The sequence below is a fragment of the uncultured Paraglaciecola sp. genome (assembly GCF_913020055.1).
Classification (GTDB): Bacteria; Pseudomonadota; Gammaproteobacteria; order Enterobacterales; family Alteromonadaceae; genus Paraglaciecola.
Window position 1 is genome coordinate 1 of the sequence record NZ_CAJWCF010000012.1, and the last position, 20937, is coordinate 20937.

At 38.8% G+C, this 20937-nt stretch carries 19 protein-coding genes; 9 read left to right on the forward strand and 10 right to left on the reverse strand.

All coding sequences use genetic code 11. The annotated features are described in order from the left end of the window. On the forward strand, nucleotides 1-806 hold an 806-nt coding region (locus QZ488_RS04105), incomplete at its 5' end, for a serine/threonine-protein kinase (protein WP_293746496.1). Nucleotides 807-997: 191 nt separating this feature from the next. On the opposite strand, the gene QZ488_RS04110 is transcribed toward QZ488_RS04105, so the two are convergent. The 5 genes from QZ488_RS04110 to QZ488_RS04130 form a co-directional block, all read right to left on the reverse strand. Then, a complete protein-coding gene (locus QZ488_RS04110) occupies nucleotides 998-1390 on the reverse strand; it encodes a ribonucleotide reductase subunit alpha (RefSeq protein WP_293746498.1) in 393 nt (130 codons plus the stop codon). 132 nt (nucleotides 1391-1522) lie between these two features. After that, nucleotides 1523-3304, reverse strand: a complete 1782-nt coding sequence (gene nrdD, locus QZ488_RS04115; RefSeq protein ID WP_293746500.1) for an anaerobic ribonucleoside-triphosphate reductase — start codon at nucleotides 3302-3304, stop codon at nucleotides 1523-1525. Continuing rightward, a complete protein-coding gene (nrdG, locus tag QZ488_RS04120) occupies nucleotides 3291-3773 on the reverse strand; it encodes an anaerobic ribonucleoside-triphosphate reductase activating protein (protein WP_293746502.1) in 483 nt (160 codons plus the stop codon). The genes nrdD and nrdG overlap by 14 nt, the downstream gene beginning before the upstream one ends. Nucleotides 3774-4118: 345 nt before the next feature. Next, the gene (gene yfbR / locus QZ488_RS04125) at nucleotides 4119-4736 is read right to left on the reverse strand and encodes a 5'-deoxynucleotidase (RefSeq protein ID WP_293746503.1); all 618 of its coding nucleotides are present in this window, start codon (nucleotides 4734-4736) and stop codon (nucleotides 4119-4121) included. Nucleotides 4737-4740: 4 nt separating this feature from the next. Beyond that, a complete protein-coding gene (locus QZ488_RS04130) occupies nucleotides 4741-5961 on the reverse strand; it encodes a pyridoxal phosphate-dependent aminotransferase (RefSeq protein WP_293746504.1) in 1221 nt (406 codons plus the stop codon). A gap of 202 nt (nucleotides 5962-6163) precedes the next feature. Here QZ488_RS04130 and QZ488_RS04135 point away from each other — a divergent pair, with 202 nt between their 5' ends. Both QZ488_RS04135 and QZ488_RS04140 read left to right on the forward strand, forming a co-directional pair. Beyond that, nucleotides 6164-6682: a hypothetical protein gene (locus tag QZ488_RS04135; RefSeq protein WP_293746506.1), complete on the forward strand. Its 519-nt coding sequence runs from the start codon at nucleotides 6164-6166 to the stop codon at nucleotides 6680-6682. Between the two features lie 168 nt (nucleotides 6683-6850). After that, a complete protein-coding gene (locus QZ488_RS04140; protein WP_293746508.1) occupies nucleotides 6851-7645 on the forward strand; it encodes a DUF2189 domain-containing protein in 795 nt (264 codons plus the stop codon). Nucleotides 7646-7719: 74 nt separating this feature from the next. Here QZ488_RS04140 and QZ488_RS04145 read toward each other — a convergent pair whose 3' ends face one another. Beyond that, nucleotides 7720-8103, reverse strand: coding sequence for a hypothetical protein (locus tag QZ488_RS04145; RefSeq protein ID WP_293746510.1), 384 nt, complete (start codon nucleotides 8101-8103; stop codon nucleotides 7720-7722). 143 nt (nucleotides 8104-8246) lie between these two features. Here QZ488_RS04145 and QZ488_RS04150 point away from each other — a divergent pair, with 143 nt between their 5' ends. Then, nucleotides 8247-9008, forward strand: coding sequence for a Nif3-like dinuclear metal center hexameric protein (locus tag QZ488_RS04150; RefSeq protein ID WP_293746512.1), 762 nt, complete (start codon nucleotides 8247-8249; stop codon nucleotides 9006-9008). 14 nt (nucleotides 9009-9022) lie between these two features. After that, nucleotides 9023-9787 carry a methyltransferase gene (locus QZ488_RS04155; protein WP_293746514.1) on the forward strand — a complete coding sequence of 255 codons (765 nt, stop codon included), beginning with the start codon at nucleotides 9023-9025 and terminating at the stop codon, nucleotides 9785-9787. Between the two features lie 7 nt (nucleotides 9788-9794). On the opposite strand, the gene QZ488_RS04160 is transcribed toward QZ488_RS04155, so the two are convergent. Beyond that, entirely contained in the window at nucleotides 9795-10283 is a 489-nt protein-coding gene (locus tag QZ488_RS04160) for a glutathione peroxidase (RefSeq protein WP_293746516.1), read from the reverse strand. Between the two features lie 112 nt (nucleotides 10284-10395). Between QZ488_RS04160 and QZ488_RS04165 the strand changes: the two genes are divergently transcribed. Next, nucleotides 10396-11265 (forward strand): NAD(P)-dependent oxidoreductase, encoded by an 870-nt coding sequence (locus QZ488_RS04165; RefSeq protein WP_293746518.1) that lies wholly within the window; start codon nucleotides 10396-10398, stop codon nucleotides 11263-11265. A gap of 24 nt (nucleotides 11266-11289) precedes the next feature. Here the strand turns inward: QZ488_RS04165 and QZ488_RS04170 are convergent, their stop codons facing one another. Further along, nucleotides 11290-12945: a FapA family protein gene (locus QZ488_RS04170; protein ID WP_293746520.1), complete on the reverse strand. Its 1656-nt coding sequence runs from the start codon at nucleotides 12943-12945 to the stop codon at nucleotides 11290-11292. A gap of 182 nt (nucleotides 12946-13127) precedes the next feature. Next, the gene (gene sbcB / locus QZ488_RS04175) at nucleotides 13128-14558 is read right to left on the reverse strand and encodes an exodeoxyribonuclease I (RefSeq protein WP_293746522.1); all 1431 of its coding nucleotides are present in this window, start codon (nucleotides 14556-14558) and stop codon (nucleotides 13128-13130) included. A gap of 202 nt (nucleotides 14559-14760) precedes the next feature. Between sbcB and QZ488_RS04180 the strand changes: the two genes are divergently transcribed. The 3 genes from QZ488_RS04180 to QZ488_RS04190 all read left to right on the forward strand — a co-directional run bounded on the left by QZ488_RS04180 (nucleotide 14761) and on the right by QZ488_RS04190 (nucleotide 19584). Further along, nucleotides 14761-15186: a CBS domain-containing protein gene (locus QZ488_RS04180; protein WP_293746524.1), complete on the forward strand. Its 426-nt coding sequence runs from the start codon at nucleotides 14761-14763 to the stop codon at nucleotides 15184-15186. A gap of 102 nt (nucleotides 15187-15288) precedes the next feature. Beyond that, nucleotides 15289-19194, forward strand: coding sequence for an ATP-dependent RNA helicase HrpA (gene hrpA / locus QZ488_RS04185; protein ID WP_293746526.1), 3906 nt, complete (start codon nucleotides 15289-15291; stop codon nucleotides 19192-19194). An 87-nt stretch (nucleotides 19195-19281) separates the two neighbouring features. Then, nucleotides 19282-19584, forward strand: a complete 303-nt coding sequence (locus QZ488_RS04190) for a PilZ domain-containing protein (RefSeq protein ID WP_293746528.1) — start codon at nucleotides 19282-19284, stop codon at nucleotides 19582-19584. Nucleotides 19585-19647: 63 nt separating this feature from the next. On the opposite strand, the gene QZ488_RS04195 is transcribed toward QZ488_RS04190, so the two are convergent. Beyond that, nucleotides 19648-20835 carry a class I SAM-dependent methyltransferase gene (locus tag QZ488_RS04195; protein ID WP_293746530.1) on the reverse strand — a complete coding sequence of 396 codons (1188 nt, stop codon included), beginning with the start codon at nucleotides 20833-20835 and terminating at the stop codon, nucleotides 19648-19650. Nucleotides 20836-20937 lie beyond the last annotated feature (102 nt).

The window sequence follows — 20937 nt, forward strand, 5'->3', positions numbered from 1 at the left end:
ATGATGTGCATTATATTGATAGATTTATTCAAGAAGAGTGGATAGGCAAACGTATACAAAGTCCATATGTTGTAAACATAATCACTCAAAATAGAAACCGCAGTAGCCTGTATTATTTGATGGAGTATGTGCCAGGAATTTCGCTAGATAAATGGATGCAGCAATATCCTCTGCCTACGCCCAAACAAGCGATAGGCATTGTAAAAAAAATAGCGCTAGCCCTAAAAGCTTTTCACGTTACTGAAACAATTCATCAAGACCTAAAACCAGCCAACATTATTATTGACGACCAAATGCAAATTAAGGTCATTGATTTTGGTTCGGTATTTGTAGCCGGCATTGCAGAAATATTTATTCCTCTGGAACATGAGGGGGCACTAGGTACCGCCAGCTATTCAGATCCTCATTATTTACAAGGTAATAATACCGGTGTGCAAGGTGATATTTATGCCCTTGCGACTATCACCTATGAATTATTTACTGGGCATTTACCTTATACCGACAAAATAGAGCAATGTGTGCATACACACGATTTCGACAAATTACGCTATGTATCGAGTAGTGAGCACAATCCACTGATCCCCTTGTGGTTTGACCGGGCCCTTGAAAAAGCCGTGAGTCTAGATTTATCAGTGCGTTATTACCGACTACAAGACTTTGTTGATGACATAAGTCAGCCGAATCCGATTTTTTTGCAAGATGATCCAAAAGTATCCAACAGTCGTGGCTTGGTATTCTGGCAATTAATGTCTGGTTTTTGGATTTTAATGCTGGTGATAGTCGTTTTGCTTTTTTCCGCTTCATAAAGTTGGGAAATTGACATGGCGAAGCATTATACAAAGAAATGGATGATGATTAGATTACCATTTTGATCCTACAAACTATGTAACCAGCACATGTTATCAAACCTGCTAAAGCCTAATCGCCACTGACGATTAGGCTGTATACCATCAAAAAATAGCCTTTGGGATTGTGCTAGGCCCCTGATTTCACCAGCTTAGCTGGCGGATAACTCTATTGGGTTTTCTTGCCTATCAAATACCACATAACGATTGATATTGTTGCCGCTGGTAATGTCGGTGGTCATGGTGTCTAAGAACGGTTCGGCGTGTTCGCTGGAAGGTGCGGTATTGTGATCACCACTTAGGCTGGCAATAAATACAAAATTCCACTCTTTGTTAATACTATCAGCCTCATTGACTAAGGTTGTAAAGTCAGTTAATTCTGAGGGTAATTTGTCTACTACCATTGTAGGGGTGATCGTACCCTTTTTGTCGTCGCGTTTTTTGCTTTTGTTAGACTCTTCAGTAGCCGCAAATAAAAACAGCAAACGTTGTGGCGCAGTTTGTTCATTGGCCATCTCTAACAAATCACTAAACATTGAAATCATAGTCTTTACCTATTTCGCTTAATTTCTATATATCTATTCTATGATATTGACGAGTGTGGGAGATAAGTTAAAGGGAGTAAAAGCCTACTCCTTAAGTGGTAGGCTTTTGTTGGTTTTTGCGAACTTTAGAAATTATGCGCGCTTTCTATGGTAGTGGCGCACCTCGTGTTCATCTCTTCTGCCCTTACTGAACGACGACACACGTTTTAGATAACCAATCACTCTGGTGCCATAATCGATATCATTTGAGCCGCAAGATGAGCAGGTTTGTAGAGTGCGTTTGTCTATGTGCTGACAGTCGTTGCAGATAGTGATTTTGACGTTAATACAAAAGTAATTACAGCCATTTTGTGCTGCAATATTTAATAATTTATAGGCATTTTTAGGGCTCAGTGTTTCATCAAGATTGAGGTGCAACGCCGAGCCACCGTCTAAATATTGGGTCATTTGTTTTCCGTGTAACATAAATTTATCTAGATGATTAATCTCCTTATCTTCAACCAAGTAAAAATATGAGTTGTAACACTCTCGGTTAACCATATAACCATCCTGTTTGTCCCATCTGGCATTTTTAACCCCTAGATTCTCAGCCGGCACAAATTCAGTGTTAAACATATATCCGTACTTTTTCGCAGCGAGGCGATTGGCCTGATAGATGATTTTCAGATTCTTATCTACAAAATCCTGATAACCCTGGTTGTTGCCCACCGTAAGCCCTTTAAATTCTGCTGCCTCAGCTAAGCCGTTAATACCAATCGTTAGAAACTGTTTGTTCAGGCTAATAAAGCCAGCATCGTAAACGGGTAAAGCACCAACAGCCACGTAGTCATCCATTAAACCGCGGTACGCCACCTGATACTTTTGTACTTTCTCTATCTCTGTTTTTAGATCGCGGCCATCTTGGATTAGGCGATTCATGTTAAGCGTGATCACGTTTATAGAACCCGTTGCGACCCCACCGGCACCTAAACTATAGGAGAAGCTGTTGTCGGTAATTTCGCTACGTAAGCGACAACAGGAAGCTAAGGAATCAGGACTATCAGATTGATAGACAAAAAACGAACTACCTTGGCTAATCGATTCGGCACAAAACTGCGCAAAGTTTTCATCTTTCACTCGACCATACTGCGTCAGCATTGCGGCGGTCACTACAGGAAAGGTCAGAACAGCTTTGCTTCGTTCCTGATTAAACCAGTTCAGAAAAAAACGCTGCAGAGCTTCGATACTTGGCCAAGAGGGTGCTGTCATGTCGGGAAATACAAATTCTTCAAAAATAGAAGCAAAGTAATATTGATCGTAAACAGAGATATTCCAAAAAACGCTTTGATAACCTCTAGCTGCGGCTGGTTGATTTAGCGCATATACCACATGCTGTAGGTGATTCTCGATTTGTTTACTATGGGTAGATAGGTAATCGTCGCCATAGTCTTTTCTGGCAAAATAATCGAAGTAAGTCAAAAACTCCACAGTAGCAATTGCCCCAGCAAACTGGGCGCTTATGGCAAATATTAAATTGACGAAACTGCCACAAAAAGACTCTAGATGCTGTGGTGCCTTAGATTCTCCGCCTAGTTTAGTTAAACCATCCAATAAAAAGGGATACATGGTAATGGAGGTACAGTAAGGCTTTAGACTCGTCTCATCATGTACATAAATTTCATGTTGATGAACTTGCCTTTGATACTCCTTTGCAAGATCTTCATCGAATAGTTCAGCAATTTTATTGGCTACTTGAGCACGGTTAATCTGAATAAAATAATCTTTCATCAGTTCAGCTTCCAAGGTGGCCACATTTTTGTGAGTCACATTTGCATTGGCATCTAATTTTGCTCCGTCTGCGGCATTTCCTGCCTGTAAATACTGTTCGATAAATGTCAGTTTTTCTTGTAAATGTTCGGCATTAAGCTGCAACATGAGTGTGGTCCTTTTTAAATCGATAGTTAAGTAAATTGCCTGTTGATAGTTCTAAAAAGCGTTGATTGGTGGTTGTACTTTCCAAGCCTCCTAGTGCTTTGCGCCAAGGGCCTGTCTTTAGGTAGTTAAGGTGCTGATAAATATGCCTAGGAACATAATCTAGTCCGGTATAAAGACAGGTTTTTAGTCCCATTTTTTTGGAGATAAGTAATTTTTCTATCAGTGCTTTTTGCTGCCATTCGCCACCAAAAAATAGTACGCAACTGATCATTTTTTTGTAGCGGTTTAGATAGTCCATATATAAATTGTTTGATAAAAAGATGCCTTTATTTTGATCCCAAGTGTCAGTGCTATGGCAGCCCTGGCATTTGAGTGGGCATCCGGTAATAGTGAAGGCCAAGCTAATTTCATCAGGTATTTCTTGAAAGAGCACCTGAGGAGGAAAACTGTTAAACGGTAAATAGTTCATTAAATACGCCGAAAGCACTATATGTTGTGTTTGGCATATACTCCGAATGCAGCATGTAGTGTCATTGATCTAGATCAATAAAAGTTCTTCTGGCAAATTTTTGCTGTAGGTAGAGGTACTGACTGTTGTAGGTATGCAGGGCTACAGGAACAATGGAAGAATACCAATGCGAATTAATCTGTATTTAGTGTTCAAGTCATTGTTAGGTTGGCTTTAACATGTGGGTAGGGGTTTAGAAGGTAACGAGTTGATGATAAGTGATTCAAAATTCACCGAAGTGAAATGTTCACTTCGGTGAAACTTGGTAGATTTTGTGGTTACATAAATGGCCTGATATTTTTCGATTTAATTATCGATATCTTCTTGGGTTATTTCGTCAAGGCTTAAGCTAAAACTAGGCACATAGGCTTTAATAAAATAATCGACTTCCTTTGAATGGTAATCTTTGAGCATTTTGTCTAAACGTTTTTTGGCGAGTTCAAATTCTTTGTTTCCGGCAGACAATTCTTCTAGCGTTTTAAGGTAGGCGCAAATGACATCGGCGGCTTTGACGATAAACGCAATGTCTTCATTGTGATGGTGGTGATCTATGAGCTGAGCATAGTCTTCTTTGAATTCATTGGGCGCCATGTTAATCAGTTTTTGTTCTGCTAGCTTTTCAATTTTTTTATATTCGTCTCGTATAATGGGGTTTGAATATTTTACCGGTGTGGGTAAATCCCCAGTGATGACTTCGGATACGTCATGAAACATAGCAATAGTGGCGACTTGATTAGGGTCTAAATCGCCTTCAAAATATTTATTACGGATAAGCGCCAAGGCATGTGCCACCATAGCCACTTGTAAGCTATGTTCTTGCACATTTTCTGTTCTTACGTTGCGCATGAGTGGCCATCTATTAATCAGTTTCATGCGTGATAAATGGGCAAAAAAGTGACTTTGATTGGGGGATATATTGTTCATTTATCTAACTTACCTGCCTATAACTTTTAAAGAAGTTTGCTATACCTTCAAGTGCTGGTTTTAACATATCAACATGGGGAAGAAAAACGAGTCTAAAGTAACAACCTTCTTTAAGGTTAAACGCAGAGCCGTGCACTAATAATATTTTTTCTGTACGTAGTAAATCAAAGATCATTTGTTCATCGTTGCTGATATTGAATTTTTTAGCATCTACTTTAACAAAACAATACATGGCTCCTTTGGGCATTACACATTCAAGGCCTTCTACTGCATTTAACATCTCAAAGGCCATATCTCTTTGGATTTTCAGCCGGCCATCATCACCAATAAGTTCGTTAATGCTTTGATATCCACCTAAGGCCGTTTGTATGGCGTGTTGACTTGGCACATTGGCGCACATACGCATGGATGACAGAATGTTTAAGCCTTCTATATAGCTTTGAGCGATTAATTTATTGCCGCTCACCACTAGCCAACCAGCTCGAAAACCCGCAATGCGATAATTTTTTGACAAGCCGCCCATTGTGATACAAAAAATATCTGTGGCCATTGAGGCAATACAGGTGTGTTTTGCGTCGTCATATAATATTTTATCGTAGATTTCGTCGCTTATAACAACCAAGGAAAACTCACGTGCTAAATCAATCACTTGTTGCAATAGTTCTGAGCTATACACCGCACCTGTAGGATTATTAGGGTTTATTAAGACTATTGCTTTGGTCTTATCTGTGATTTTACTACGAATGTCTTGAATATCTGGCTGCCATTCATTGGTTTCGTCACAGCGATAATGCACAGGCACACCAGATGCGAGACTCACTGCTGCTGTCCAAAGAGGGTAATCAGGGGCTGGGATCAATACTTCATCATCATTATTAACCAGTCCTTGCATGGCCATCACTATTAGTTCACTGACTCCATTTCCAATAAACACGTCTTCTACTTTGACGTTTTTGAGGTTCATCTGTTGATAGTATTGCATGACCGCTACTCGGGCAGAATAAATACCATTTGAGTCTGAATAACCTTGAGACTTAGGTAAATTATGGATCACATCTTTTAATATGTCGTCGGGGGCTTCAAAACCAAAAGGGGCAGGGTTGCCTATATTTAGTTTAAGAATTCGATGCCCTTCATCTTCCATTTTTTTGGCTTCGGTCAGAATGGGTCCACGTATTTCGTAACAGACGTTTTCTAATTTGTTCGACTTATAAATTTGTTTCATTAAATCTGAATATTCTCCTAAACGGGGCGACAGATTAAACCAACAAGGGTAAGACTGTTAAGTATTAAATTAACTAAGCAATATAAAAACCTAAAATTGGCTATCAGGTAAAACATGTTTTCACATCCCATTACATTCCAAATTTGATTTTCGGTCTGATTTCAACTTAGCTAGAGATCTGTCTGTAATTTAGGGAAATCATATGCCTGCTCCGTTTTTGTGGCTTGGTGCTGGAGCCATCGCTATGTTGGCTAGTGTTAAATATTCGAATGATAAAGAGTTAGAAAAATCTGTTGGTCATTTGCCAGGGCATTCAGATGTTAAGGTTAAACCTGTTAACGGCGGCATAGTGACCTGCGGTATTTATGGGTTTTTCGAACACACAGGTATATGGGTAGATGGGAATATATTGGAACTTAAAGGCAATGGCCTAATTAGAGGTATCTCTCCAAACCGATTTTTACAAGAGCGTAGTGGTGAAAATATTTATATTGCTTGTGATGAATCAAATCAGCCTTTAATACAACTTGATACAGCTGATAGAGCGGTATCTCAACTTTTTAGTTATTCGGAATACGACGTTATTAAAAATAATTGCCACAAGTTCGTATGGCAATGTATATCAGGCGAAGACTTTACACTGACTCGGTTTTCCGAGTTAAACCAAAAGATAGCACAACACTTTACGACCACTGTTAATTGGCACCCAATCGATTATTGATCCTAAATCCACATAATCTCATAGAAATTAAAACATCTGTTGATCTAGGTATTTACACTTAAGTTATTCTATAACTTAAGTGTAATGTACTTTTTTTATTGTTTGGGTAAACTGATATTGTTGCTTATACAAACAATCCTTTCTTTCGATTTTTTTTGGAGTAAAGCCATGTCTCAACATTTTAAAGAAACTCCTCATAATGCTATTGTTGATAGTGAAATCGCCCGCGTTATTCCCTGCAAGCAACTATCAATGAGCGATCCGTTTAAGTGGTTGGTGCTTGGTTTAAAAGATGCGAGTAGGGCACCGGTATTAACGCTTTTCTTTGGTTTGATATTTACTGCTATACCCTGGTTTATTACGTACTTAGTGCAATTAACAGGCTGGCATTTGGTGATCATGCCTGCCATCGTTTGTTTTATGTTGATTGGTCCATTTTTGGCGGCAGGCATGTACGACGTAAGTTGGGAGCTTGAAAAAAATCACAAACCATCTTTATGGCATAGCGTTAAAGCTATAAAGCGAAATGCGGTTAATGAATGGGGACTAGGAATACTACTCATGGTATTAATGATTTTTTGGTTACGAGTCGCCTCTATGGTTCATGCTTTGTATCCACCTTACTTGGATGAAAACTTTGAAAACCTTTTCCCCTTTCTAGCAGTTGGTACTGTTGTAGGAGCTGGTTTTACAATGTTAGTTTTTTTCATCAGTGCTTTTACGCAGCCAATTTTAATGGAACGTAAAGTAGACTTAGCCACTGCGTTGTTAACCAATATGAACGCAGTGTGGGCTAACAAAGGACCTATGATGTTGTGGGCTTTTATCATTTTGCTAGCTGTATTAATTGGTTTTGCTACTTGGTTTGTAGGTTTCGTTTTCTTTATGCCACTGATTGGATACGCTACTTGGCATGGCTACATAGATACCATTGAAACCAAAAGAGAACGTCAATTCGAATAGTTTACCCATTATTTAAGTTTCACAAAAAAAGCCACATGATGTAAACATCATGTGGCTTTTCAATTTAATGCGAGTTATCGAGGTGGTTTAGAACCTGAATTTTGTTCTGCTATCTTCTCTGCCCAAAAACCTTTGACTGAAAAGCCTGATTTTTTAGCTTTCTTTTTAGCTGGTGCTTTTTTCGCTGCCGCAGGCTTTTTCTCTGCTACAGATTTTTTCTCAGCTGCAGGTTTTTCAACCTCTGCTTTCTTAGGTTTTGCTGCTGCTTTGGTTTTCTTAGCAGGGCTTGAAGAACCTAGTTCAGCGGTCATTGCTTCTAAATCTGCTAAACGCATATTTTTTCCACCGTCAACACTGTACCAGCCACCTTTGGCTTCGATTGCCGGAGCTTTACCATTAGCTGCAGTGTAAGCTTCGGTAAAAGCCGCTATTACTTGCTCTTTATCCAATTTACTCATAATCAGGTCTTTGCCTTTAATATGTTTATTTTCAGAATATGGGCGCGTTTTATACCTTTTTTTAATTATAATGTCTAATTTTGCAAAGTTAGTTCTATGTTTTTAATGACTAAGTTCTGCACTAGTGTTGTTGAGGAATATTAATGTCAGTATCAAATACCCAATTATTACAGTTACTTAACTCAATATTATTGCCCGAGAAGGTAAACGATTATTGTCCAAATGGTTTGCAGGTAGAGGGCAAAAAAGAGGTAACTAAAATAGTCACAGGCGTGACTGCGTCTCAAGCTCTAATTGATCATGCTGTTTCGATTAATGCCGATGCAATTTTGGTGCACCATGGATACTTTTGGAAAGGAGAGTCGCCATGTATAACCGGTATGAAAAAGAAACGAATACAAGAACTATTGAAGCATGACATTAATCTTTACGCCTACCATTTGCCATTGGATATTCATCCAACACTGGGCAATAACGCTCAACTGGCTAAATTATTGGGTATTGTTAACGTTTCACCATTAGAAGAAAATAATCCTCAATCAGTAGTGATGCAAGGTAGATTTGACGGAGGTATTAGTCCCATAGAGTTAAGTGAATTGTTAAGTACTGTACTTAATAGAACGTCACTTTTGGAGCCAGCAAATAAAACCAAAATTGAAACGGTAGCTTGGTGTACTGGTGGTGGGCAAGGGTACATTGAATTGGCCGCTGAGAAAGGAATTGATGCTTACATTACTGGTGAGGTCTCAGAACAAACCATTCATGTTGCACGGGAAATGAATATCCATTTTTATGCTGCTGGGCATCACGCAACTGAGCGTTATGGGGTAAAAGCCTTAGGTGACTATGTTCAGCAAGAATTAGCGATTGAAGTTGTGTTTGTTGATATCGATAACCCTGCTTAAGGCAAATGAAAGAAATGACTATTAATAAGCAAGATCAAAGTTTTGATAAGTTCGCAGATAAGTTTGAAAAAAATATTTATGGTTCCACTAAAGGACGCTTACGGCATGAATTATTAGTCCATCACTTGCGCGATTATACCTCAGCAGACGTTATGCCATTGAACGTTTTGGATGCAGGTGGTGGTACTGGGGTAATGACTGAGTTACTTCTCAATTTAGGCCATAGGGTGACGTTATCTGACATTTCTAATGAAGCATTAGCGTTAGCAAAACAGAAGTTAGGTAATAATTCTAATCTAGATATTCAACATATTGATATTTTGTCGCTAAACTCGGAGAAAAAGTATGACTTGGTCGTTTGTCATGCCGTTCTAGAGTGGTTACAAGATCCGTTTAAAGTCATAACTAAATTAGTGAGTTTGGTTAAACCCGGTGGACATCTTTCACTCAGTTTTTTCAATTATGATGCCCAGTTGTTTGGCAATATGTTGTATGGCAATTTTGACTATGTTGAACAAGGCATGAGGAGTAAAAACATTGTACGCTTAAGCCCGAATAATCCACAAAAACCCAAAGAGATTTTAGCTCAACTTGAGACATTGCCTATTCAAGTTAGAAAAAAAGCGGGTGTTCGCTGTTTTCACGACTATTTAAAGCAGCCCGAGAAACAAACCAGCGAGTATGAGCAACTCAAACAGTTAGAAATCGAATATGGCTCGACTGAGCCATATTTATGGTTGGGCAAATATTTTTTAATTATTGCCCAAAAAGAGTTTTAGGCTTGAATTATTCAGCTAGTAATTTTTCGATATCTTTAATCATCTCACTAGGTTTAGTTGTGGAAGCATAACGTTTAGTCACTTTGCCTTGTTTATTCACTAAAAACTTGGTGAAGTTCCATTTGACACTTTTGCTTCCCATCACCCCAGGGGCCGCTTCTTTCAAATATTTGTAAACTGGGGCAGTGCCTGCACCATTTACTTCAATTTTCTTAAATAAAGGAAAATTGACATTGAAATTTAAACTACAAAACTCCTGGATCTCAGCATCAGCGCCAGGCTCTTGATGACCGAATTGATCACAAGGAAAACCCAATACTTCCAGGCCTTGGTCTTTAAATTGTGAATAGGCACTCTGTAAACCTTCATATTGAGGAGTAAAACCACATTTACTGGCTGTGTTCACAATTAATAAAACTTTGCCTTGGTAGTCTTCAAAATTTATACTTTCGCCATTATTTAATATGGCATCAAACTGATATATGGTGTCTGACATAACATTCTCTTTAAAACAACGTGTGAGTGTATATTGTCATTATCTAGTCACGTTTCAACTATTTAAAGTGAATAATTTCAAATTAACATGAGCTTAAATTAAGGATAGTAAATTGGCACAAAAAATAGCATTTATTGGTTTAGGAGTAATGGGTTATCCGATGGCGGGACACTGTCAAAAAGCAGGCCATAAAGTGACAGTGTTTAACCGAACGACACAAAAGGCCAACGCTTGGGCCGACGAATTTTCTGGCGATATGGCGTTAACCCCTAAACTTGCAGCAAGACAAGCGAATGTGATTTTGTTATGTGTTGGCAACGATGATGATTTACGTTCTGTTATGTTAGGAGAACATGGAGTGTTAGCCGGGGTTAATTCTGGGGACATCATAGTTGACCATACTACTGCATCAGCAGAAGTGGCTAGAGAGATGGCCTTGCTATGTGAAAAGATTGGAGTGGGGTTTTTAGATGCACCTGTATCAGGTGGTCAAGCAGGCGCTGAGAATGGCCAATTGACAGTGATGTTGGGCGGAGGTCAAACACATTATGACATCGTTGAACCAGTTATAAATTGTTATGCAAAATTTAGCCAGTTGCTAGGGGATGTTGGAAGTGGCCAATTAGCAAAAATGATGAACCAAATTTGTATCGCGGGCACAGTACAAGGCTTAGCGGAAGCAATTAGTTTTGGACAAAATGCTGGTTTAGATTGTCATGCTGTTATTGATGTTATTTCAAAAGGGGCTGCCCAGTCTTGGCAAATGGAAAATCGTTTTGACACTATGTTAGCGGGTAAGTTTGATTTTGGATTTGCTGTTGATTGGATGCGTAAAGACCTAGATATTGCCTTAAATGAAGCAAAAAGAAATGGCTCTACGTTGCCGTTAACCGCTTTAGTGGATCAGTTTTATGCTGACGTACAGAAAAGCGGAGGAGGACGTTGGGATACCTCTAGTCTGTTAACTAGGTTGAAGAAATAACTTAATTAAATACTAGGTTGATAATTACATCAGTGGTTCGAAATGCCACTGATGTCCATGAAAACAAATTTTTGCTCGATCGTATTCTCTTTCCGCTCGCCAAGTACGGTTATTCAGTTTAACTACTACGCCAGGGTAGACGCGTTTGTTAGCGATGAGCTGGATGTCTTCTTGGTATTTATCTTTGCTCCTTTGCATTTCTTTAGCTTTGCTTTCAAGCCATTGCAGTAACTGTGTTTCGTTTTGAAACAATTGATTAGCTTCGTCAACGCGTCCCTGCATATCTTGTGGGATGAATTTAGAATTGATGATATTCATACGCTCAAAATGTCTGGTGTTATTTTGTTTTATTTGTTTAAAAAGTTCGTCTAGCGTGTCTTTACGCTCTAATAAAGTATTAAAACCTTCACTGAAATCAACACTCAAGTTACTACCAGAAACTGCACCTAAGGTGCCTGCAGTGACTTGATCTTGGCATTTAATCATACAAGCAAAGATGTTCCCATTCGGTTTATCTATAGCGCCGACAGTCACTTTCCCTCGACAATTAATACGGCTATAGGCGAGTTGTCTTCCAACCGTGACACTACCATTACAATTAATATCCAAGCCTTGACCGTGTTGCACGTGCACACTGCCTTTACAGGTTAAACTAGTGCTATATTCAGTGGCACTATCATTAACTTTACCCATTGCACCTTCTGTAATGATGATATCTCCACCTGCATGGATAGTGGCAGACTCAACGAAACCATTTACAGTGACATCACCAGTGGCATGAATTTCCATTTTTTCGGTTACGTCACCATTAACTAAGACAGACCCATCATAATTAACATTGCCACTACCTACATTCACACCTTTACATGTAAATATGTTGTCAACCCACATTTTTTGATCTTTAAATTTGGGCATGCCAGTGATTTCTGCAACTAATAAATTTTCATCGCTATCACTTATAACTGTGCCATCGCCAGGTCTAAATTTGATCCACTCACCTGCTTTAGCACTGATAACTTCTCCGCCGACTGTAAATCCACTTCTGCCCTCAGTTGGCGGCATTCTACGTAAAAGTTCTGTGCCTTTTTGAACACATATAATTGCCCCCAAATTACGCATATCAACCCGTGCGGTTCCCATAGTTTGCGGTTTTAGAATTCTATCTAAGGCGTTCTGTACCAGAGGTTTCAATTTGGAGGATTTTCCGACTCTAGGTGGCAAGCCTTTAGCGATCATTTCTTCAAAAATTTCACCTGGCTGTGCATTTGCACATTGTTTAACTAATGATTTTAAACGCTTATTGCTGATCCCACGTTTTATACCAGACGAGTCTAATTCTATACGTAAGGATTTGAGTGAGGGGAGTTTTCCTGCAAAACCAGTTGTTATGGTCATGTAAGCAGATAGTTGATCTTCCACGATTCTACACTTTACTTGGGAGTCCCTACGTTCGCCGATTCGATGTTCAATGACAGCCGAGACATTATCTTTTTCTGCAGATTTATAAGTACTAATTGCATCAATTATATTTTCATCAAATATAAAGAAATGTTTATACTCACTTTTTTGAATAAGTTCATGAATAGCGCTCGTCTCAATCTTCTTTTGCACAAGATCGGGAGTAATATTTAAATCTAAATATTGGTCTGTGACATCTACTTCTACCGTTATACCAAGCATTCAATCGCCTTTGATTATTACGCCACATACTTAAACGTGGATTTATGTCTGACTAGCAAATTACTATTTTGTATCGGTTTGTATCGGCTAATCACTAACTTACATTAATAGTTGCACTTCTTAAACACACTTAATTTAAAATTTTAGGGCTAAGCTAACAATACGTGCGACTCATGGACTGTTTATAAGCTTTGTGAATAATTATATAGCGCTTTCAGTATTGCCAGTTTATCTGGGTAACGCGCATATTCAGTACTTAATTGTTCGAGTTGCATCAGAAACTCTGGCATTTTAATACTGGCAGACGATTCATCATCAAAAAACTTAAAATGTCGATAACGTTGCCACCTTTCTATTTCTTGAGCTGATAAGGACTGAGGCACATTCCGAGCGCGGTACCTAAATAATAGAGTGTTTAACCGCTCATCTTCAAAGGGTAAAGACAGCTCTGTCAAACTTTGTACGTCAGCCCCAATAACTTGATTCATTAACTCTTTATCAGAAGACGAAAAGAAACCTCCTGAATACAGAGCATGTTCAGGATCTAGAGGTGCGTGATCCTGGGTTTGAGTGTAAACCTCTTGTAATTTCTCTAAGTTATTTACGTTAGCCTTTATTTTCTGCAAATTTTGTAGGCAAATTTTCCTATCAATTCCTAAGCGTTCGGCGTTTTCACTACTAAGTGTTTTAGCAGGTGCCAATACTGGGCATTTATTAATATGTAGAAGTTTAATGGGTAATCGCTGTTCACCTTCTTCTAACATGGCATTGGGTGTATACAGTTTTTCCCTTATTTCTTCAACTGTGAGTGTAAAAAGTGGAGTTGGATCTAACGCCAAATTAAGCACAATCACTGCATTTTTATTGGTTGGATGCATTCCTATCGGCACTATCCAAGTGCAGCAACCGTGAATAGAAGGAATTTTTGAGGATACGTGTACTAATGGTGTTAATTGCTCACAATCAATGTGCTCGAGTACTTTTCTTTTATTGCGTAATTTAAACAAATAATCAAAAAGTTTGGGTTGGCGCTCCTTAATCAACTTAGCTACTGCAATTGTGGCATATACATCAGACATCGCATCATGGGCATCTTGATGCTGAATATCGTTAGCTTGTGTTAAATCTTGTAATTTAAAGCTAGGTAAACCTTCCTCATTCAGCGGCCAATTTATGCCTTCAGGTCTAAGGGCATAACAAGCTCTGGCTAAATCAATTATGTCCCAGCGGCTATTGCCATGTTGCCATTCTCTTGCATAGGGGTCATAGAAATTTCGATATAATGTGTAGCGAGTAATTTCATCATCAAAGCGAATGCTGTTGAATCCAGCCACACATGTGTTGGGCTGTGAAAACTCATTAAGGACTTTAGCGATAAAATCTCTTTCTGGCATTCCCTCTTTTAAAGAGCGCTGTGGAGTGATCCCAGTGACTAAACAAGCTTGAGGAACGGGTAGGCAATCATTAGCGATTTGGCTAAAAATCATCATAGGTTCGCTGATAATGTTCAAGTCTAAATCGGTGCGGATACCGGCAAACTGGCACGGAAAATCTTTTTGCGGATTTGCTCCCCAAGTTTCATAATCGTGCCAATAAATACTTGCTGAATTCACGCTGCTTCCTTCCATAAGATGTTCTGATAATTACAAATTAGATGAACTTGCCTGTTTTAGGGACCCAAAAATAGCAATCTGCTCGTAATACTTATTACAATAGATTAATCTAAATTAAAATTATTAGGCATTGTTAAGACTTAAGTCTATCTTTATCTGAGACGATATAGAATTATAATTATTAGAAAACCAAGGAGTTACAGTGGAATCTCTAAAAGTTAGCGACCATATGAATCACAGACCAGTCACCTTTACTAGTAATATGCCAGTGGCTGAAGCCGTGGAGCGATTATTAGAAGGTAAACAAACCGGTGGTCCGGTTATTGATACTCATAATAAAGTCGTAGGTTTCTTATCAGAACAAGACTGCTTAGTACAAATGATTGAGTCTAGTTATTACAGAGAGCAAGTGGCACTCGTCAAAGATATTATGAGAACTGAAGTGTTAGCCATCAAACCCTATACTTCAGTAATTGAGTTGGCGCAACAAATGACGACTGCTAAACCTAAAGTGTATCCAGTTGTGGATGACGACGGTTATTTGCTCGGTACTATCAATCGTTCAAACTTATTGCATGCAATAGATCTTCAACTACGTGATGGTTACAAAACACAAGCAGGTAAATAAAGGCTTGTTGAGTATGATTTGTGTTGAATAACACTGGTATTTGCTCGGTGCATCTTCTAGGATCCTTGGTTCGATTTTATAGATGCAATAGAGCAGCCGTTTTTGTCACCAGAAAAACCCATTCCAGAAATTAGCGTAAAACAACTTTCCAGTGATATCGCCACCTGTATGTCTAAAGATAAATTTAGACTTATCTCCCGGCTGCGAAAAATTCCTAGTCTTTCCTCTGATAAAAAAGTGGCTTTTTTAGGTAAATTACAAAGTGATATCGCTAAATCTACTCAGACTTTTCTTTTAAGACAATCTCAAGTTCCAGAGATTGATTATCCTGCTCTACCTGTATCTGAAAGAAAAGATGAAATTGCTGAGGCAATTAGCAACAATCAAGTGGTTATTATTGCAGGTGAAACTGGCTCAGGTAAAACCACACAGATCCCTAAAATATGTTTAGAGCTAGGACGAGGTATTGGTGGATTGATTGGCCATACTCAACCAAGGCGTTTGGCGGCAAGGACTGTAGCCAACCGTATAGCCGAAGAGTTAAAAAGTCCGCTAGGTCAAACTGTTGGGTTTAAAATCAGATTTTCAGACCAAGTTTCAGATAACACTTACATTAAATTGATGACAGACGGTATTTTGTTGGCAGAGATCCAACAAGATAAATTTTTGAGTCAATACGACACTATCATCATAGATGAGGCTCACGAACGTAGTCTAAATATAGATTTTATTTTGGGTTATTTAAAACAACTATTACCCAGGCGCCCAGAACTTAAACTAATCATTACTTCAGCCACTATTGATCCACTGCGTTTTTCTAAACACTTTAACGATGCTCCAGTGATTGAGGTGAGTGGCAGAGCTTATCCTGTGGAAATGCGCTATCGAGAGATTGAAAGCAACGATTATGATCAGACTCAGGGCATTATCGAGGCCGTTAATGAACTGATGGCGGAACCTAACGGTGATATTCTGGTTTTTCTCAGTGGTGAGCGAGAAATTCGTGATACGGCAGATGTGTTAAACAAACAAAAATATCGGCATACAGAAGTTTTGCCCTTGTATGCAAGGTTAAGTAACAGCGAACAAAATAAAGTGTTTTCTGCATATTCTGCCAGGCGAATTGTTCTCGCCACTAATGTAGCCGAAACGTCATTGACAGTACCGGGAATTAAGTACGTTATCGACCCAGGCACTGCGCGAATATCTCGCTACAGTGTGCGCAGCAAAGTGCAACGTTTGCCTATTGAAGCTATTTCGCAAGCATCAGCCAATCAAAGGGCAGGGCGCTGTGGTCGTGTCTCTAACGGCATTTGTATTCGTCTATATTCCGAAGATGATTATTTATCTAGAGATGTATTTACTGATCCGGAGATATTACGCACCAATTTGGCGTCTGTTATTTTGCAAATGATGTCGTTGGGGCTGGGTAAAGTCGATGATTTCCCTTTTGTGCAACCCCCAGATTCCAGAAGTATCAATGATGGTTTTAAACTGCTTGAAGAATTAGGTGCGATCGATAATAAACTTGGTCGCCAAGGGTTAACCCATCAAGGTAGACAACTCGCTCGATTACCGATCGATCCTAGATATGCACGAATGGTAGTTGAAGCGGCTAAACAAAATTGTCTAAGTGAAGTGCTAATTATTGCTGCTGGTTTAAGTATTCAAGATCCTAAAGAACGTCCACAAGACAAAAAGCAACAAGCCGACCAAATGCATGAGGATTTTACTAATAAAGAGTCAGATTTTCTCGGGTACTTTCAGTTATGGCAGGGCTTTAAAGAACAACAACAAGCTTTATCATCAAGCCAATTACGCAATTGGTGTAAAAAGCATTTCATCAATTTCATGCGAATGCGTGAATGGCAAGATATCGTCAGCCAACTAAAAAAATCAGTGGCAGAGTTGGGTTTTGGTATTTCTTCACAGCAAGCAGAATACCAAGCTATTCACCAAGCAATCGCTTCAGGATTGTTATCCCATTTAGGTAATAAAGATAAAGATCGTGAATATTTAGGAGCACGTAATAGTCGCTTTATGATCTTTCCAGGATCAGGATTAGCTAAATCCCAACCTAAGTGGACAATGGTCGCTGAGTTAGTTGAAACCGCGCATTTATTTGGTCGGGTAGCGGCTAAAATTGAACCTGAATGGATTGAACCATTAGCTTCGCACCTAATTAAAACTGAATATTCAGAGCCACATTGGTCGAAGAAACAAGGTGTAGTACAAGCCTTTGAGAAAGTCAGTTTGTATGGACTAGTGCTCGTTAACCAAAGACGAAAAAACTATAGTCAAATTGATCCTGAGGTAAGCAGAGATATATTCGTACGCGAAGCGTTAGTGAATATGGAAACCAAATTAAATTTTGCCTTTTTGTCACTTAATCAAAAACTGATAGAAGGCATTGAAGATCTAGAAGATAAAAGTCGTAGGCGAGACTTACTGGTAGATGAAGATACGTTAGTTAATTTCTACTCAGAGAAAATTCCAAGTCATATATGCTCGGAAGTTAATTTTAAGAAATGGTGGAAAAAGCAGTCTGTAGAAAATTCAAACATTCTTAATTTTGACCCAGAAGTTTTACTTAAAAAAGATACCCAACACATAGATGCGTTATCGTTCCCTGAGACTTTTAGGCAAAACAATCTTACCTTAGGGCTGGATTATCATTTTGATCCAAAGGATGAAGATGATGGTGTGAGTTTGATGGTGCCTTTGGCGTTACTTAATCAAGTTACAACTGTTGGGTTAGATTGGCTTATTCCGGGATTACGGCATGAACTTATAGTGGCCCTGATCAAAGCTTTACCAAAATCCCTAAGGCGAAACTTTGTGCCAGCCCCAAGTTACGCAGATGCCTGTTTATCTGATATGCAACAAGTGGATAAGCAAGGTAATCCAATTGAATTTTTAACTGCATTGTCTTTAAAATTAAAACGTATGACGGGCCGTGAACTGGAAAGAACAGAGTGGCAACTAGATAAATTGCCAAAACATTTAAAGTTTAATATCAAGGTAATTGATCAAAATAAACAAGTCATTGCCCAAGGACGTGATTTATTTGCTTTGCAACAAAAATTACAAGGCAAAGTAAAACAAAACCTGCAGGCAGTAGCCACACCTGAGCTTGAGAAAACAGGTTTAGTCAGTTGGGATATTGATAATTTGCCTGTTGAGTTTATAAATAAGACGGGGGGGTATGAAATTAAGGCCTACCCAGCTTTAGTTAACGAAGGTAAAACCGTTGCCGTTAAGTTATTTGACCAGCCGCACATCGCTCAAGCATCACACAAACAAGGTCTACGTAGATTGGTAATATTGGGTATTCCATCACCAGTCAAATATTTACAAGACAAACTACCGAATAAAGCTAAGTTGGGATTATATTTTAATCCGTTTGGTCAAATAAATGCGCTAATCGATGATTGTATCGATGCCGGAGTTGATCATCTTATCAATCAATATGTTGAAAAGAATACAGGGGATATTAGGGAGAAAATACATTTCGAATCATGTTGTGACTTTGTCAGGCAAGAAATTAACGATTGTGTTTTGAGTATTGCACAGCAAGTAGAAGTGGGGCTGACTGTTGCCCATGAAATAAAGAAAAAGATGAAAGGAAACGTGCCACTGAATTTGATTTATGCCCATGGACATATTAAAGGTCAACTCGATTCATTGGTTTACAAGGGGTTTGTGGCTGATGTTGGAGCACAGAAATTGCTTGATTGGCAACGCTATATTAAAGGCATTCAAAAACGGCTGGAAAAAGTCGCTATTGATCCCACCAAGGACAAGTTGCATCAGCTTAATTTGGAAAAAGCTGAGCAGGCTTATCAGGCTAAATTGAATAAGATTTCTGCTAATCAACCCATACCAGAAGAATTAAAAGAGGTGCGATGGTTATTACATGAATTGCACGTATCATTTTTTGCCCAGCAGTTAGGGACATCTGCCCCTATTTCGGTGAAACGAATACTCAATCATTTGGAATCTATTTAAGCAATAGTATTACTTAATTTTCGTTGACTTTGGTTACTCTGCACCCTATAAACAACAGGGTAGTATTTAAACAGCAAGAGGTATTGGATGTTAGGTTACGATGACAAACGCAATTTTTTCCGAATGATGGTTAATTCTGTATGTGAACTAAAAATAATGGACGATGAATCTACACGTAGCCTTCAGGCTGTTTGTAAGGACATAAGCGCTACTGGTATGTCTTTTGAAATAGAGGAAAGCTCTATTGAGATGGGGACCAAGGTTAACGTGTATATAGAATCAACTAATTCACAAATTCCCTCGCTAACCGCAGATACTAAAGTCGTGCGCTGTGAAGCTATTGATGACAACTCATGTACTGTTGGCGTTGAAATTCTTGAAATGAAATAAGCGACATAAAGTCGCTTTTTTTTATTATCAAACAAGCAATTAAGTTGGACTTTTAAGGTCAGCTTATAGCACCTTACAGACTAAACCTTTTAGGTAAAATCCTTCTGGATAATTAGTCGAGACAGGGTGATCAGCTGCTTGACCTAATCTTTCTATAATTTGTACTGTCCTGCCAGCATCTAACGCGGCGTCAGCCACTACTTTTTGAAACAGATCAAAAGACAATAATCCAGAACAACTAAAAGTACATAAAATACCGCCTGGTTGCATAATTTGCATAGCTAACATATTGATGTCTTTATAACCGCGACACGCGCGTACTAAAGATGATTTTGAATCGACAAATTTTGGAGGATCAAGAATGATTTCATCAAAATGCCTTCCTTGTTGTTTGAAGTCTCGTAAAGCTTGAAACACATCAGCGTTTAAGAATTCACATTTATCTGTGTCTAAATCATTTATCTCAACATTTCTCTTGGCTGTGGTTAAAGCCAAATCAGATACGTCTATGCTAGTCACTGATGTAGCACCATTGGCTAATGCATAACTGCCAAAGGTACCGGTGTAACAAAAACAATTGAGTAAGGTCTTATCCTTGGCGTATTTTGCGGCAATGGCGCGGTTGTCTCGTTGATCTAAATAAAATCCGGTTTTATGTCCAGCTTTGACATTAACAATGATTTTTACACCATTTTCTTCAATTACAACTTCTTCGGGCACATCACCATGTAATGTCTGGGTAATTTGTTCTAAGCCTTCCTTTTTTCGAATGGCCACATCACTGCGTTCATAAATTGAACACTCAGGAAATTGTTTTTTTAGTGCCCAAACAATCTTGTCGCGGTGTTTCTCAGCGCCAGCCGATAATAATTGGCAAACTAATACATCAGCGTACCTATCTATTGTGATACCAGGTAAGCCATCAGATTCTGCAGCGATAAGTCGGTAGCCAGTTAAACCATGACGTGCGATTAAATCTTCTCTTGACGCTTGGGCTGTGGCTATACGTCTTTGAAAGAAACCATTGTCGATACTTTCATCTTCTTCAAATGTCCATATTCGAACCTGAATTTGCGACTCTGGCGACCAAGCACCTCTGCCTAAAAATTTACCATCATGAGATATCACATCGACTGTTTCTCCCATATTGGTTCTGCCAATGGTTTTCTCTATCGCACGGGAAAATATCCAAGGGTGTCGACGTAATAAAGACTTTTCACGACCAGGCTGTAAAATAACGCTAGATGACATAGGATAACTTAGATGTAAAATTTGACGCAATTGTACATGAGGCAAAGGGTTTGCTAAATAGAATTTCCCACACAAAAAGAGATATTATGCGATGAAAGGTTC